This window comes from Pseudomonas sp. RIT-PI-o (assembly GCF_001297215.1).
Taxonomy (GTDB): domain Bacteria; phylum Pseudomonadota; class Gammaproteobacteria; order Pseudomonadales; family Pseudomonadaceae; genus Aquipseudomonas; species Aquipseudomonas moraviensis_A.
Genome location: NZ_LHPA01000024.1, coordinates 1 through 16,139 on the forward strand (window position 1 = coordinate 1; position 16,139 = coordinate 16,139).

General features: G+C 55.8%; 12 protein-coding genes, 4 tRNA genes and 1 rRNA gene. All 17 read left to right on the top strand.

Annotated features, from left to right (window positions below; all coding sequences use genetic code 11):
* Positions 1–74: ribosomal RNA gene (gene rrf, locus AEQ63_RS29310) — 5S ribosomal RNA — on the top strand; the annotation flags it as partial.
* A 132-nt stretch (positions 75–206) separates the two neighbouring features.
* The gene (birA, locus tag AEQ63_RS15070) at positions 207–1,160 is read left to right on the top strand and encodes a bifunctional biotin--[acetyl-CoA-carboxylase] ligase/biotin operon repressor BirA (RefSeq protein WP_064363989.1); all 954 of its coding nucleotides are present in this window, start codon (positions 207–209) and stop codon (positions 1,158–1,160) included.
* A complete protein-coding gene (locus tag AEQ63_RS15075) occupies positions 1,150–1,902 on the top strand; it encodes a pantothenate kinase (RefSeq protein WP_064363990.1) in 753 nt (250 codons plus the stop codon). The genes birA and AEQ63_RS15075 overlap by 11 nt, the downstream gene beginning before the upstream one ends.
* A 7-nt stretch (positions 1,903–1,909) precedes the next feature.
* Entirely contained in the window at positions 1,910–2,341 is a 432-nt protein-coding gene (locus tag AEQ63_RS15080; protein WP_064363991.1) for a hypothetical protein, read from the top strand.
* A 142-nt stretch (positions 2,342–2,483) separates the two neighbouring features.
* A tRNA-Tyr gene (locus AEQ63_RS15085) sits at positions 2,484–2,568 on the top strand.
* Between the two features lie 25 nt (positions 2,569–2,593).
* Positions 2,594–2,667, top strand: a tRNA-Gly gene (locus AEQ63_RS15090).
* A gap of 26 nt (positions 2,668–2,693) precedes the next feature.
* Positions 2,694–2,769, top strand: a tRNA-Thr gene (locus AEQ63_RS15095).
* Positions 2,770–2,854: 85 nt separating this feature from the next.
* The gene (tuf, locus tag AEQ63_RS15100; RefSeq protein ID WP_024014521.1) at positions 2,855–4,048 is read left to right on the top strand and encodes an elongation factor Tu; all 1,194 of its coding nucleotides are present in this window, start codon (positions 2,855–2,857) and stop codon (positions 4,046–4,048) included.
* 53 nt (positions 4,049–4,101) lie between these two features.
* Positions 4,102–4,177: transfer RNA gene (locus tag AEQ63_RS15105), tRNA-Trp, on the top strand.
* 45 nt (positions 4,178–4,222) lie between these two features.
* Positions 4,223–4,591 carry a preprotein translocase subunit SecE gene (gene secE / locus AEQ63_RS15110; protein ID WP_016772937.1) on the top strand — a complete coding sequence of 123 codons (369 nt, stop codon included), beginning with the start codon at positions 4,223–4,225 and terminating at the stop codon, positions 4,589–4,591.
* 9 nt (positions 4,592–4,600) lie between these two features.
* Complete coding sequence (gene nusG, locus AEQ63_RS15115) at positions 4,601–5,134, top strand: transcription termination/antitermination protein NusG (RefSeq protein WP_007957598.1); 534 nt, start codon at positions 4,601–4,603, stop codon at positions 5,132–5,134.
* A gap of 118 nt (positions 5,135–5,252) precedes the next feature.
* Positions 5,253–5,684, top strand: a complete 432-nt coding sequence (rplK, locus tag AEQ63_RS15120) for a 50S ribosomal protein L11 (RefSeq protein WP_003176435.1) — start codon at positions 5,253–5,255, stop codon at positions 5,682–5,684.
* On the top strand, positions 5,684–6,379 hold the full coding sequence (gene rplA, locus AEQ63_RS15125) for a 50S ribosomal protein L1 (protein ID WP_024014523.1): 696 nt from the start codon (positions 5,684–5,686) through the stop codon (positions 6,377–6,379). Before rplK ends, rplA begins: the two co-directional genes overlap by 1 nt.
* 198 nt (positions 6,380–6,577) lie before the next feature.
* Positions 6,578–7,078, top strand: coding sequence for a 50S ribosomal protein L10 (rplJ, locus tag AEQ63_RS15130; RefSeq protein ID WP_008081912.1), 501 nt, complete (start codon positions 6,578–6,580; stop codon positions 7,076–7,078).
* Between the two features lie 73 nt (positions 7,079–7,151).
* The gene (rplL, locus tag AEQ63_RS15135) at positions 7,152–7,517 is read left to right on the top strand and encodes a 50S ribosomal protein L7/L12 (protein ID WP_003228750.1); all 366 of its coding nucleotides are present in this window, start codon (positions 7,152–7,154) and stop codon (positions 7,515–7,517) included.
* 221 nt (positions 7,518–7,738) lie between these two features.
* Positions 7,739–11,812 (top strand): DNA-directed RNA polymerase subunit beta, encoded by a 4,074-nt coding sequence (rpoB, locus tag AEQ63_RS15140; RefSeq protein ID WP_016772939.1) that lies wholly within the window; start codon positions 7,739–7,741, stop codon positions 11,810–11,812.
* 64 nt (positions 11,813–11,876) lie between these two features.
* Positions 11,877–16,076 (top strand): DNA-directed RNA polymerase subunit beta', encoded by a 4,200-nt coding sequence (rpoC, locus tag AEQ63_RS15145; RefSeq protein WP_042610656.1) that lies wholly within the window; start codon positions 11,877–11,879, stop codon positions 16,074–16,076.
* Positions 16,077–16,139: the final 63 nt, after the last annotated feature.

The window sequence follows — 16,139 nt, forward strand, 5'->3', positions numbered from 1 at the left end:
AACTCAGCAGTGAAACGATGCATCGCCGATGGTAGTGTGGGGTTTCCCCATGTGAGAGTAGGTCATCGTCAAGATTAAATTCCGAAACCCCAATTGCGAAAGCAGTTGGGGTTTTGTTTTGCCTGCGGGAAATGTGTCTGCTTGATTTCTATGCAACGGCACGGGGCATGGCTATCATTCGGGCCTCATTGTGAGGCGAAACCTGCATGTTGACGTTGTTGGATCTTCTGAAGGATGGGCGATTCCATTCCGGACAGGACTTGGGGACCGCCCTGGGAATTAGCCGAAGTGCTGTATGGAAGCAGTTGCAGCAGCTTGAAGCTGAGCTGGGCCTGTTGGTCCATAAAGTCCGCGGTCGCGGATATCAATTGTCGGCGCCTTTAACGCTGCTTGATCCTCTGGAAATAACCAGAAGGGCGCCTCAGTGGCCTGTGACTGTGTTTGATTCTGTCGATTCGACAAATGCCGAAGCTCTGCGCTCCGTTGGTGAAGGCGCTCCTGCGCCATTTCTGGTGCTGGCGGAGCGACAATTGGCAGGGCGTGGTCGTCGTGGTCGTAAGTGGGTGAGCCCATTTGCAGAAAACCTTTACTACAGCCTCGTCCTCCGTATCGACGGGGGCATGCGTCAGCTTGAAGGGTTGAGCCTTGTTGTTGGCTTGGCCGTTATGCAGACCTTGCGAAATACGGGTGTACCGAATGCCGGTTTGAAGTGGCCCAATGATGTTTTGGTGGGCAATAAGAAGATCGCCGGGATTCTACTTGAGCTCGTCGGAGATCCGGCGGATGTCTGTCATGTGGTGCTGGGTATAGGAATCAATGTGAATATGCAGGTTGCTGACGAGGTCGACCAGCAATGGACCTCGATAAGGCTTGAGTCTGGCCGGGCCTGTGATCGCAATGCTTTAGTGATTCAGTTAAGTAATCAACTGAGCGCTTACATTGATAAGCACCAAGCCAATGGCTTCGCTGGTCTGCATGCAGAATGGGCGGAAAACCATCTTTGGCAGGGGCGCGCCGTTTCTTTGATCGCTGGTAACAGTCAGGTCGATGGGGTTGTACTCGGCATTGATAGCCAGGGCGGGTTGCGCTTGAACGTAGACGGTGTTGAAAAAGTCTTCAGTGGTGGAGAGCTCAGCCTGAGGTTGCGTGATGATTCTTGAGCTTGACTGCGGCAACAGCTTTATAAAATGGCGCGTACTGGATGCCGGGGCGAGCGGAGTGGTCTCGGAAGGGGTTGTAGATTCCAATCAAGCTTTAATTGAGAGCCTGCGGATCATAAAGTCGCTCTCACTGCGCAACTGTCGTTTGGTAAGTGTCAGGACTGATGAGGAAACCGGCGCGTTAATTGAGCTTATTGAGCGGGAGTTCGGTATCCCTGTCGTATGTGCGAAATCCGCCCGCGAGATGTCTGGCGTTCGTAACGGCTATGAAGATTATGAGCGCTTGGGGCTTGATCGCTGGCTGGCGATGCTTGGGGGCTTTCACTTGGCTGCCGGCAATGCTTGCCTGATTCTCGACTTCGGTACGGCTGTCACTGCTGATTTTGTTGCGGCGGACGGGGAGCATCTCGGTGGGTTCATCTGCCCTGGCATGCCATTGATGCGAAACCAGCTGCGCACCCATACGCGCAAAATTCGTTATGGTGATGAGGCGGCTGAGCGGGCCCTTTCCAGTCATGTGCCGGGACGGACCACCGTAGAGGCGGTAGAGCGCGGTTGTTCTCTGATGCTGAGGGGCTTCGTGCTCACTCAATTAGAGCTGGCTCGAGCATATTGGGGCGAAAACTTTATGGTCTTCGTTACGGGAGGAGATGCTGAGTTGGTGGATGGCGTCGTGCCTGAGGCCAAGGTGGTGCCCGACCTGGTTTTTGTCGGCTTGGCCATGGCGTGTCCCTTGTCCTGAGGTTTATATGCGTTGGTTGTTGCTGCTGCTTGTTGTTCTCAATGGTTTTTACTACGTCTGGCATCAGCAGGAAGCGCCCTTGCGAGCCAAGGACGTGACGCCTCTGAATTTGTATCGCGGTTCGCAGCAAGATATTCGTCTGCTGAGCGAAACAGCCGGCGAAGGGCGCAGGGCGGAAGGTGCTGCGCGTCAACAGTGTCTGTTCCTTGGCGGATTTTCTGATGAGGATTCAGTTGCCCAGTTGCAGCAGCGCCTGGTGGCGATGAGAGTCAATATGCAATCCGTGCCGAAAGATGCTGCCGGAAGCGGTTACTGGCTGGCAATTCCACCAGATGGCCAGCGATTGTTGGGCGATCAACAGTTGCAAAACCTTTCCAAGGAATTCAATGAGTTAAAACATAAAATAATGCTGTGCGAAGGGGTTGCACCTGTTCAATAGTTTGCATAGAATGGCGCCCGCTCCACAGCGAACACCTTAATCGGCATTCAGTGTGAAGTGTGTCAACGCAGCTAACCTCAGGTTTTTAAATGAGAAAATGCTTGACAGGGGTTTGGCATGATATAGAATGCCGGCCTGATTAGGAGGGGTTCCCGAGCGGCCAAAGGGATCAGACTGTAAATCTGACGTCTACGACTTCGAAGGTTCGAATCCTTCTCCCTCCACCAGATTTAAGCGTGAGCTGCAGGCTCCGCGGGTATAGTTTAGTGGTAGAACCTCAGCCTTCCAAGCTGATGATGCGGGTTCGATTCCCGCTACCCGCTCCAAGTTTGCAGGTTGTGCAAAGGGTTTTGCTCTTGTAGCTCAGTTGGTAGAGCACACCCTTGGTAAGGGTGAGGTCAGCGGTTCAAATCCGCTCAAGAGCTCCATATAACAAGGCAGATATGAAAATATCTGCCTTTGTTTTAATGGTTGATATTGTTTGTCTAATTTCTTCTGTAGAGGGTGATATCGATGGCTAAGGAAAAATTTGATCGTTCCCTGCCCCACGTCAACGTTGGGACCATTGGTCACGTTGACCACGGTAAAACCACTCTGACTGCTGCTCTGACTCGCGTCTGCTCCGAAGTTTTCGGTTCGGCCGTCGTTGAATTCGACAAGATCGACAGCGCACCAGAAGAAAAAGCTCGCGGTATCACCATCAACACCGCTCACGTTGAGTACAACTCGACTATTCGTCACTACGCTCACGTTGACTGCCCAGGTCACGCTGACTACGTGAAGAACATGATCACCGGTGCTGCCCAGATGGACGGCGCGATCCTGGTTTGCTCGGCCGCTGATGGTCCGATGCCACAAACCCGTGAGCACATCCTGCTGTCCCGTCAGGTAGGCGTTCCGTACATCGTGGTTTTCCTGAACAAGGCTGACCTGGTAGACGACGCTGAGCTGCTGGAACTGGTTGAGATGGAAGTTCGTGACCTGCTGTCGACCTACGACTTCCCGGGCGACGACACTCCGATCATCATCGGTTCGGCTCGTATGGCGCTGGAAGGCAAAGACGACAACGAAATGGGCACCACTGCCGTTCGTAAACTGGTTGAAACTCTGGATACCTACATCCCAGAACCAGTTCGTATGATCGACAAGCCGTTCCTGATGCCGATCGAAGACGTATTCTCGATCTCCGGTCGCGGTACTGTTGTGACTGGTCGTATCGAGCGCGGTATCGTTCGTGTTCAGGACGCTCTGGAAATCGTTGGTCTGCGTGACACCACCACCACCACCTGCACCGGTGTTGAGATGTTCCGCAAGCTGCTCGACGAAGGTCGTGCTGGCGAGAACTGCGGCGTTCTGCTGCGTGGTACCAAGCGTGACGACGTTGAGCGTGGCCAGGTTCTGGTCAAGCCAGGTTCGGTCAAGCCGCACACCAAGTTCACTGCAGAAGTTTACGTTCTGAGCAAGGAAGAAGGCGGTCGTCACACTCCGTTCTTCAAAGGCTACCGTCCACAGTTCTACTTCCGTACTACTGACGTGACTGGTAACTGCGAGCTGCCAGAAGGCGTTGAAATGGTAATGCCAGGTGACAACATTCAGATGACTGTTACCCTGATCAAAACCATCGCGATGGAAGACGGTCTGCGTTTCGCTATCCGTGAAGGCGGTCGTACCGTCGGCGCTGGCGTCGTAGCCAAAATCATCGAATAAGCGGTTGTAATGTATTTTTCGGGCCGGCATAATGGTCGGCCTGATTTTGTTTTAGGTCAGTAGCTCAATTGGCAGAGCGACGGTCTCCAAAACCGTAGGTTGGGGGTTCGATTCCCTCCTGACCTGCCAGATTCACTCGGTGTGTCTGGCTTTCTTTTCACAGGATCTTCATAGATGACTCCTAAAGCTGAAGCTCAAGGCTCTCGCTTCGATCTGCTCAAGTGGCTTGTAGTAGTCGCTTTGGTGGTTGTTGGCGTTGTTGGCAATCAGTATTACGCTGCTTCGCCGATCCTGTACCGTGTACTTGCTTTGCTTGCCATTGCTGCTGTAGCTGCCTTTGTAGGCCTGCAGACCGCGAAGGGCAAGTCTTTCTTTGTACTGGTTAAGGAAGCTCGCACCGAGATTCGTAAAGTCGTGTGGCCAACTCGCCAAGAAACCACGCAGACCACCCTGATTGTGGTGGCTGTTGTTCTGGTTATGGCGTTGCTGTTGTGGGGGCTTGATTCCCTGCTCGGCTGGCTTGTTTCCTTGATTGTCGGCTAAGGGTGTCCCGTGGCTAAGCGTTGGTATGTTGTGCATGCTTACTCGGGTTACGAGAAGCATGTGATGCGCTCGCTGATCGAGCGCGTAAAGCTGGCTGGCATGGAAGATGGCTTCGGCGAGATTCTGGTTCCCACTGAAGAAGTGGTTGAGATGCGTAACGGCCAGAAGCGCAAAAGCGAACGGAAGTTCTTCCCAGGCTATGTGCTGGTCCAGATGGATATGAACGAGGGTACTTGGCACTTAGTCAAGGATACTCCTCGGGTGATGGGTTTCATCGGCGGTACTGCCGACAAGCCTGCACCAATTACCGATAAAGAGGCAGAAGCGATTCTGCGTCGCGTTGCTGATGGTAGCGACAAGCCTAAGCCGAAGACGTTGTTCGAGCCAGGTGAGACGGTACGTGTCAACGACGGTCCATTCGCCGATTTCAATGGCGTTGTGGAAGAAGTTAACTACGAAAAGAGCCGGATCCAAGTGGCGGTGCTCATTTTCGGTCGCTCTACTCCGGTGGAGCTCGAGTTCAGTCAGGTCGAGAAGGTCTAACTGGGCATGCAATCCCAACCCCGCAGCCTTAGGCTGTGGGGTTTTGTCGTCACTGGGATAAACGCGCAAGTAACCGGGGAGCCTTCCGAGGCGTTCGAACCCGTAATTGGAGTGCCTCATGGCCAAGAAGATTACCGCTTACATCAAGCTGCAAGTGAAGGCCGCTCAGGCTAACCCAAGTCCACCTGTTGGTCCTGCTCTGGGTCAGCACGGCGTGAACATCATGGAATTCTGCAAGGCTTTCAACGCCCGTACCCAGGGTCTTGAGCCAGGTCTGCCGACTCCAGTGATCATCACTGTCTATAGCGACCGTAGCTTCACTTTCGAAACCAAATCCACCCCTGCTTCGGTTCTGCTGAAGAAGGCGGCCGGTCTGACCAGCGGTTCCGCTCGTCCGAACACCGTTAAGGTTGGCACCGTTACCCGTGCTCAGCTGGAAGAAATCGCGAAAACCAAAAACGCGGATCTGACTGCAGCTGATATGGATGCAGCCGTGCGTACTATCGCCGGTTCTGCTCGTAGCATGGGCCTTAACGTGGAGGGTGTGTAATGGCTAAGCTGACCAAGCGTCAAAAGGCTATCGCCGGCAAAATCGAAGCAGGCAAGGCCTACAACATTGTAGACGCCGCTGCTCTGCTGGCCGAGCTGTCGACTGTCAAGTTCAGCGAGTCGTTCGACGTTGCTGTAAACCTGGGCGTAGACCCACGTAAATCCGACCAGGTTGTTCGTAGCGCTACTGTGCTGCCGCACGGCACTGGCAAGACCGTTCGCGTTGCTGTGTTCACCCAGGGTCCAGCTGCTGAGGCCGCTCTGGCTGCCGGCGCTGACCGTGTAGGTATGGACGACCTGGCTGCCGAAATGAAAGGCGGCGACCTGAACTATGACGTAGTGATCGCATCCCCGGATGCCATGCGCGTTGTAGGTCAGTTGGGTCAGATTCTCGGTCCACGCGGCCTGATGCCTAACCCGAAAGTCGGCACCGTAACTCCAGACGTAGCCAACGCGGTTAAAAACGCCAAGGCTGGTCAGGTTCGTTATCGCACCGACAAAAACGGCATCATCCACACTTCCGTTGGCAAGATCGGCTTCGACGCCGTCAAGCTGAAGGAAAACGTTGAAGCCCTGATCGCTGATCTGAAGCGTATCAAGCCAGCTTCTTCGAAAGGCATTTACGTCAAGCGCGTTACCCTGAGCACCACCATGGGCCCAGGTCTGGTTATCGACCAGAGCTCGCTCGACGCGTAAGACAAAGGTTGGCGCGGATTACCGCGCCAATTGAAAGATTGGGGTCCCTGCCTGGCGGGGGCTATCCAAGACCGTAGGCGGCGCAAGCCTTAAACCTCAAGCCTACGCAGATGGTGCTCCCGGTTCCTTACCGAATCAGACACCAAAACGACATTCGGTTCCGATCGAATGAAACGGTAACAAGCAGGAGTTAAACCCGTGGCAATTAATCTCGAAGACAAGAAGGCCATCGTCGCTGAAGTCAACGAGGCTGCCAAAGTCGCTCTGTCCGCTGTCGTGGTTGATGCACGTGGCGTAACAGTAGGCGCAATGACCGGACTCCGTAAAGAGGCTCGTGAAGCTGGCGTTTACGTACGTGTTGTACGTAACACCCTGCTCAAGCGCGCTGTTGCTGACACTCAATACAGTGTCCTCAACGACGTGTTCACCGGCCCGACCCTGATTGCATTCTCGAACGAACATCCGGGCGCTGCTGCCCGTATCTTCAAAGAGTTTGCCAAGGGTCAGGACAAGTTCGAGATCAAGGCAGCTGCGTTCGAGGGCAAGTTCCTCGCAGCTAATCAGATCGACGTACTGGCAACTCTGCCGACCCGTGACGAAGCAATTTCTCAGCTGATGAGCGTGATTCAAGGCGCTACCAGCAAATTGGCTCGTACTCTGGCGGCAATTCGCGACCAGAAAGAAGCTGCCGCAGCCTAAGGCTCGTCACTTCTCGCGTTTTTTGTTTATTTCGATGGTCGCGTAGGCCGTCCCCCAATTCAGGAATTGAGTCATGTCTCTGACTAACGAACAAATCATCGAAGCAATCGGCCAGAAATCCGTAGTGGAAATCGTTGAGCTGATCAAAGCGATGGAAGAAACCTTCGGTGTTACCGCTGCTGCTGCTTCGGCTGGTCCAGCTGCTGCTGCCGCTGTTGTTGAAGAGCAAACCGAGTTCAACGTTGTTCTGCTGGAAGCTGGCGAGAAGAAGGTTAACGTGATCAAGGCAGTTCGCGAACTGACCGGTCTGGGCCTGAAAGAAGCCAAAGAGAAAGTAGACGGCGCTCCTCAGGTTGTAGCTGAAGGCGTTTCGAAAGAAGCGGCTGAAGACGCCAAGAAGAAGCTGGAAGAAGCAGGCGCTAAAGTCGAGCTGAAGTAAGCATCGACTTTGCTCCTCCAGCCCGAGCGTCAAGCGACAGGCTGATGGCTGGTGGCTCTTGCCACCGGCCTTTTTCCGTTATTGGCAGCCGACTGGGTCGGTGCCGATAAAGGCGCTGTAACCACCCGATGCGGTGGCGCAAACCATGGGGTTTGCACGATTTTCTGGCTGCTCCCGTCGGGAGGGGCCAAACAAGCAGGTGACCAAGCTGGGGAACGCTGATGGCTTACTCATATACTGAGAAAAAACGTATCCGCAAGGACTTTAGCAAGTTGCCGGACGTCATGGATGTGCCTTACCTCCTGGCCATCCAGCTGGATTCGTATCGTGAATTCTTGCAAGCGGGAGCGACTAAAGATCAGTTCCGCGACGTGGGCCTGCATGCGGCCTTCAAATCCGTTTTCCCGATCATCAGCTACTCCGGCAATGCTGCGCTGGAGTACGTCGGTTATCGCCTGGGCGAGCCGGCATTTGATGTCAAAGAATGCGTATTGCGCGGTGTAACTTTCGCCGTACCTTTGCGGGTAAAAGTGCGCCTGATCATTTTCGACAAAGAATCGTCGAACAAAGCGATCAAGGACATCAAAGAGCAAGAAGTCTACATGGGTGAAATCCCCCTGATGACTGAGAACGGTACCTTCGTAATCAACGGTACCGAGCGTGTTATCGTTTCCCAGCTGCACCGTTCCCCGGGCGTGTTCTTCGACCACGACCGCGGCAAGACGCACAGCTCCGGCAAACTGCTGTACTCGGCTCGCATCATTCCTTACCGCGGTTCGTGGCTGGACTTCGAGTTCGACCCGAAAGACTGCGTCTTCGTGCGTATCGACCGTCGTCGCAAGCTGCCGGCTTCGGTACTGCTGCGCGCACTCGGTTACACCACTGAAGAAGTGCTGGACGCGTTCTACACCACCAACGTTTTCCACCTGAGCGGCGAAACCCTCAGCCTGGAACTGGTGCCATCGCGCCTGCGTGGTGAAGTAGCGGTTCTGGACATCCAGGACGAGAAGGGCAAGGTCATCGTTGAGCAGGGCCGCCGTATTACTGCGCGCCACATCAACCAGATCGAAAAAGCCGGTATCAAGACGCTGGACGTGCCACTGGATTACGTCCTCGGCCGCACCACCGCCAAGGCTATCGTGCACCCGGCCACTGGCGAAATCCTGGCTGAATGCAACACCGAGCTGAACACTGAAGTCCTGGCAAAAATCGCCAAGGCTCAGGTCGTTCGCATCGAGACCCTGTACACCAACGACATCGACTGCGGTCCGTTCGTCTCCGACACGCTGAAGATCGACTCCACCAGCAACCAATTGGAAGCGCTGGTCGAGATCTATCGCATGATGCGTCCAGGCGAGCCGCCAACCAAGGACGCTGCCGAAACCCTGTTCAACAACCTGTTCTTCAGCCCTGAGCGCTATGACCTGTCTGCGGTCGGCCGGATGAAGTTCAACCGTCGTATCGGTCGTACCGAGATCGAAGGTTCGGGCGTGCTGTGCAAGGAAGACATCGTCGCGGTACTGAAGACTCTGGTCGACATCCGTAACGGTAAAGGCATCGTCGATGACATCGACCACCTGGGTAACCGTCGTGTTCGCTGCGTAGGCGAAATGGCCGAGAACCAGTTCCGCGTTGGCCTGGTACGTGTTGAGCGTGCGGTCAAAGAGCGTCTGTCGATGGCTGAAAGCGAAGGCCTGATGCCGCAAGACCTGATCAACGCCAAGCCAGTGGCTGCGGCGGTGAAAGAGTTCTTCGGTTCCAGCCAGCTCTCGCAGTTCATGGACCAGAACAACCCGCTGTCCGAGATCACCCACAAGCGTCGTGTCTCCGCACTCGGCCCTGGTGGTCTGACTCGTGAGCGCGCAGGCTTCGAAGTCCGTGACGTACACCCGACTCACTACGGTCGTGTCTGCCCGATTGAAACGCCGGAAGGTCCGAACATCGGTCTGATCAACTCGCTGGCTGCGTACGCTCGCACCAACCAGTACGGCTTCCTGGAAAGCCCGTACCGCGTGGTGAAAGAGGGCGTGGTGACCGACGAGATCGTGTTCCTGTCCGCTATCGAAGAAGCCGATCACGTGATCGCGCAGGCTTCGGCGACCATGAACGAGCAGAAAGTCCTGATCGACGAACTGGTAGCCGTACGTCACCTGAACGAATTCACCGTCAAGGCGCCGGAAGACGTCACCTTGATGGACGTTTCGCCGAAGCAGGTTGTGTCGGTTGCAGCGTCGCTGATCCCGTTCCTCGAGCACGACGACGCCAACCGTGCGTTGATGGGTTCGAACATGCAGCGTCAAGCTGTACCGACCCTGCGCGCTGACAAGCCGCTGGTAGGTACCGGCATGGAGCGTAACGTAGCCCGTGACTCCGGCGTTTGCGTCGTGGCTCGTCGTGGTGGCGTGATCGATTCCGTCGACGCCAGCCGTATCGTGGTTCGTGTTGCCGATGACGAAGTTGAAACCGGTGAAGCCGGTGTCGACATCTACAACCTGACCAAATACACCCGCTCGAACCAGAACACTTGCATCAACCAGCGTCCGCTGGTGCGTAAAGGTGATCGCGTTCAGCGTAGCGACATCATGGCCGACGGCCCGTCCACCGACATGGGTGAACTGGCGCTGGGTCAGAACATGCGCATCGCGTTCATGGCATGGAACGGCTTCAACTTCGAAGACTCCATCTGCCTGTCCGAGCGTGTGGTTCAGGAAGACCGCTTCACCACGATCCACATTCAGGAACTGACCTGTGTGGCTCGTGACACCAAGCTTGGCCCAGAGGAAATCACTGCGGACATCCCGAACGTGGGTGAAGCTGCACTGAACAAGCTGGACGAAGCCGGTATCGTTTACGTAGGTGCTGAAGTAGGCGCAGGCGACATCCTGGTCGGCAAGGTCACTCCGAAAGGCGAGACCCAGCTGACTCCGGAAGAAAAACTGCTGCGTGCAATCTTCGGTGAAAAAGCCAGCGACGTTAAAGACACCTCCCTGCGCGTGCCAACCGGCACCAAAGGTACTGTCATTGACGTACAGGTCTTCACCCGTGACGGCGTTGAGCGTGATGCTCGTGCACTGTCGATCGAGAAGTCCCAGCTGGACGAGATCCGCAAGGATCTGAACGAAGAGTTCCGCATCGTTGAAGGCGCGACTTTCGAACGCCTGCGTTCCGCTCTGGTAGGCCACAAGGCCGAAGGCGGCGCCGGCCTGAAGAAAGGTCAGGACATCACCGACGAAGTTCTCGACGGTCTTGAGCACGGCCAGTGGTTCAAACTGCGCATGGCTGAAGATGCTCTGAACGAGCAGCTCGAGAAGGCTCAGGCCTACATCGTTGATCGTCGCCGTCTGCTGGACGACAAGTTCGAAGACAAGAAGCGCAAACTGCAGCAGGGCGATGACCTGGCTCCAGGCGTGCTGAAAATCGTCAAGGTTTACCTGGCAATCCGTCGCCGCATCCAGCCGGGCGACAAGATGGCCGGTCGTCACGGTAACAAGGGTGTGGTCTCCGTGATCATGCCGGTTGAAGACATGCCGCACGATGCCAATGGCACCCCGGTCGACGTGGTCCTCAACCCGCTGGGCGTACCTTCGCGTATGAACGTTGGTCAGATTCTCGAAACCCACCTGGGCCTCGCGGCCAAAGGTCTGGGCGAGAAGATCAACCGGATGGTCGAAGAGCAGCGTAAAGTGGCTGAGCTGCGCACCTTCCTGGACGAGATCTACAACCAGATCGGCGGTCGTAACGAAGACCTGGACAGCTTCTCCGATCAGGAAATCCTCGATCTGGCGAACAACCTGCGTGGCGGCGTTCCAATGGCCACTCCAGTGTTCGACGGCGCCAAGGAAAGCGAAATCAAGGCCATGCTGAAACTGGCAGACCTGCCGGAAAGCGGCCAGATGCAGCTGACCGACGGCCGTACCGGCAACAAGTTCGAGCGTCCAGTTACCGTTGGCTACATGTACATGCTGAAGCTGAACCACTTGGTAGACGACAAGATGCACGCGCGTTCTACCGGTTCTTACAGCCTGGTTACCCAGCAGCCGCTGGGTGGTAAGGCGCAGTTCGGTGGTCAGCGTTTCGGGGAGATGGAGGTCTGGGCACTGGAAGCATACGGTGCTGCTTACACTCTGCAAGAAATGCTCACAGTGAAGTCGGACGATGTGAACGGCCGTACCAAGATGTACAAGAACATCGTGGATGGCGATCACCGTATGGAGCCGGGCATGCCCGAGTCCTTCAACGTGTTGATCAAGGAAATTCGTTCCCTCGGCATCGATATCGATCTGGAAACCGAATAACACGTGACGCGAATCGAGAGCGGGGCAGGATTGCCCGCTCTCTGCTCCGCCAGGAGGAAAGGCCTTGAAAGACCTACTGAATTTGCTGAAAAACCAGGGTCAAGTCGAAGAGTTCGACGCCATCCGTATCGGATTGGCCTCGCCGGAGATGATCCGTTCGTGGTCGTTCGGTGAAGTTAAAAAGCCGGAAACCATCAACTACCGTACGTTCAAACCTGAGCGTGACGGTCTGTTCTGCGCCAAGATCTTTGGCCCGGTAAAGGATTACGAGTGCCTGTGCGGTAAGTACAAGCGCTTGAAGCACCGTGGTGTGATCTGCGAGAAGTGCGGCGTTGAAGTTGCACTGGCCAAGGTTCGTCGTGAGCGCATGGCGCACATCGAACTGGCTTCGCCGGTTGCCCACATCTGGTTCCTGAAATCGCTGCCGTCCCGTATCGGCTTGCTGATGGACATGACCCTGCGTGATATCGAACGCGTTCTCTACTTCGAGAGCTATGTCGTTATCGATCCAGGCATGACCACCCTTGAAAAAGGTCAGCTGCTGAACGACGAGCAGTATTTCGAAGCGCTGGAAGAGTTCGGTGACGATTTCGACGCCCGCATGGGTGCCGAAGCGGTCCGTGAACTGCTGCACGCTATCGACCTGGAACACGAGATTGGCCGTCTGCGCGAAGAGATTCCGCAAACCAACTCGGAAACCAAGATCAAGAAGCTGTCCAAGCGTCTGAAGTTGATGGAAGCCTTCCAGGGTTCCGGCAACCTGCCAGAGTGGATGGTGCTGACCGTTCTGCCGGTTCTGCCGCCAGATCTGCGTCCACTGGTCCCGCTGGATGGCGGTCGTTTCGCCACTTCCGACCTCAACGATCTGTATCGTCGAGTGATCAACCGTAACAACCGTTTGAAGCGCCTGCTGGATCTGTCCGCTCCGGACATCATCGTGCGCAACGAAAAGCGTATGTTGCAGGAAGCGGTCGATGCGCTGCTCGACAACGGTCGTCGTGGCCGCGCTATCACAGGTTCCAACAAGCGTCCTCTGAAATCCCTGGCTGACATGATCAAGGGTAAGCAAGGTCGTTTCCGTCAGAACTTGCTCGGTAAGCGTGTTGACTACTCCGGTCGTTCGGTAATTACCGTAGGCCCGACTCTGCGTCTGCATCAGTGCGGTCTGCCGAAGAAGATGGCTCTCGAGCTGTTCAAACCGTTCATTTTCGGCAAGCTGGAAATGCGTGGTCTCGCGACCACCATCAAAGCGGCCAAGAAAATGGTCGAGCGCGAGCTGCCAGAGGTTTGGGACGTTCTCGCTGAAGTGATTCGCGAACACCCGGTTCTTCTCAACCGTGCACCGACCCTTCACCGTCTGGGTATCCAGGCGTTTGAACCGGTACTGATCGAAGGTAAGGCTATCCAGCTGCACCCTCTGGTCTGTGCTGCGTACAACGCCGACTTCGACGGTGACCAAATGGCCGTGCACGTACCGCTGACACTGGAAGCCCAGTTGGAAGCGCGTGCGTTGATGATGTCGACCAACAACATCCTGTCGCCAGCCAACGGTGAGCCAATCATCGTTCCGTCGCAGGACGTTGTATTGGGTCTGTACTACATGACTCGTGAAGCGATCAACGCCAAGGGCGAAGGTCGTGTGTTCGCGGATCTGCAGGAAGTCGACCGTGTATTCCGTGCCGGCGAAGCCGCGCTGCATGCCAAGGTCAAGGTTCGTATCAACGAAACCGTCAACGATCGTGACGGCAACAGCGTGAGCGGTACCCGTATCGTCGACACCACCGTCGGCCGTGCGCTGCTGTTCCAGGTTGTGCCAAAAGGTCTGTCGTTCGACGTCGTCAACCTGCCGATGAAGAAGAAGGCGATCTCCAAGCTGATCAACCAGTGCTACCGCGTGGTTGGTCTGAAAGAGACCGTGATCTTCGCTGACCAGTTGATGTACACCGGTTTCGCTTACTCGACCATCTCCGGCGTTTCCATCGGTGTTAACGACTTCGTTATCCCGGACGAAAAAGCCCGCATCATCGGTGCAGCCACCGACGAAGTGAAAGAGATCGAGAGCCAGTACGCCTCCGGCCTGGTAACCCAGGGCGAGAAGTACAACAAAGTGATCGACCTCTGGTCGAAAGCGAACGATGAAGTTTCCAAGGCGATGATGGCCAACCTCTCGAAAGAGAAAGTCATCGACCGTCACGGCGACGAAGTCGACCAAGAGTCTTTCAACTCGATGTACATGATGGCCGACTCGGGTGCGCGGGGTTCCGCAGCACAGATTCGTCAGCTGGCCGGTATGCGTGGTCTGATGGCCAAGCCGGACGGCTCCATCATTGAAACGCCGATTACTGCGAACTTCCGTGAAGGTCTGAGCGTACTTCAGTACTTCATCTCGACTCACGGTGCTCGTAAAGGTCTGGCGGATACCGCGTTGAAAACTGCGAACTCCGGTTACCTGACTCGTCGTCTGGTAGACGTGGCGCAGGATCTGGTAGTGACCGAGATCGATTGCGGCACCGAACACGGTCTGCTGATGACTCCGCACATTGAAGGCGGTGACGTTGTAGAGCCGTTGGGTGAGCGCGTATTGGGTCGTGTGATTGCCCGTGACGTGTTCAAGCCAGGTACCGAGGACGTTATCGTTCCTGCCGGCACTCTGGTTGACGAGAAGTGGGTCGAGTTCATCGAGCTGAACAGCATCGACGAAGTGATCGTGCGTTCGCCGATCAGCTGCGAAACCCGCTATGGCATTTGCGCCAAGTGCTACGGCCGTGATCTGGCTCGTGGTCACCAGGTGAACATCGGTGAAGCGGTCGGCGTTATCGCTGCCCAGTCCATCGGTGAGCCGGGTACCCAGCTGACCATGCGTACGTTCCACATTGGTGGTGCGGCAAGCCGTACTTCCGCAGCTGACAGCGTTCAGGTGAAGAATGGCGGTACTGTCCGTCTGCACAACCTCAAGCACGTTGAGCGAGTGGATGGCCACCTGGTTGCTGTGTCCCGTTCCGGTGAGCTGGCAATCGCGGATGACTTCGGTCGTGAGCGTGAGCGTTACAAGCTGCCGTACGGTGCTGTGATTTCGGTCAAGGAAGGTGACAAGGTCGACGCTGGCGCCATCGTGGCCAAGTGGGATCCGCACACTCACCCGATCGTTACCGAAATGAAAGGTACCGTGACCTACGTGGGCATGGAAGAAGGCATCACGATCAAGCGTCAGACTGACGAATTGACCGGTATGACCAACATTGAAGTTCTCGACGCGAAAGATCGTCCAGCTGCCGGTAAGGAAATCCGTCCAGCAGTGAAGATGGTCGACGACAACGGCAAGGATCTGTTGCTGCCAGGCACTGACGTTATCGCTCAGTACTTCCTGCCAGCCAACGCCCTGGTCGGTGTGGCTGACGGTGCGAAGATTGCGATCGGTGACGTTATCGCTCGTATCCCGCAGGAAACTTCGAAGACCCGTGACATCACCGGTGGTCTGCCGCGTGTTGCCGACCTGTTCGAAGCCCGTCGTCCGAAAGAAGCGTCGATTCTTGCTGAAGTCAGCGGCACCATCGCGTTCGGTAAAGAGACCAAAGGCAAGCGCCGTCTGGTCATTACCCCGAACGACGGTAGCGATCCGTACGAAGAGCTGATTCCGAAGTGGCGTCACCTGAACGTCTTCGAAGGCGAACAGGTAAACCGCGGCGAAGTCATCTCCGACGGCCCAAGCGATCCGCACGACATCCTGCGTCTGCTGGGTGTGAGCGCGCTGGCCAAGTACATCGTCAACGAGATCCAGGACGTTTACCGTCTGCAAGGCGTGAAGATCAACGACAAGCACATCGAGACCATCCTGCGTCAGATGCTGCGTAAAGTTGAGATTTCCGAGTCCGGCGATTCCAGCTTCATCAAGGGCGACCAGATGGAACTGACTCACGTTCTGGTAGAGAACGAGCGTCTGAGCACGGAAGACAAGTTTGTCTCCAAGTTCACCCGCGTGCTGCTGGGTATCACCAAGGCGTCGTTGTCCACCGAATCGTTCATCTCGGCGGCTTCCTTCCAGGAAACCACCCGCGTACTGACCGAAGCGGCAGTCACCGGCAAGCGCGATTACCTGCGCGGCCTGAAAGAAAACGTAGTCGTGGGTCGTCTGATCCCGGCCGGTACCGGTCTTGCCTATCACAGCGAGCGCAAGCGTCGCCGTGATGCCGACAAGCCGTTGCGCGTAAGCGCCAGTGAAGTGGAAGCTGCACTGACCGAAGCGCTGAACTCGAGCGGTAACTGAGTTCTGCGATAAACGAGCGTGAGGCCCTGATCGCTCCGTTCGTCGAATCGAGACATTTAGTCG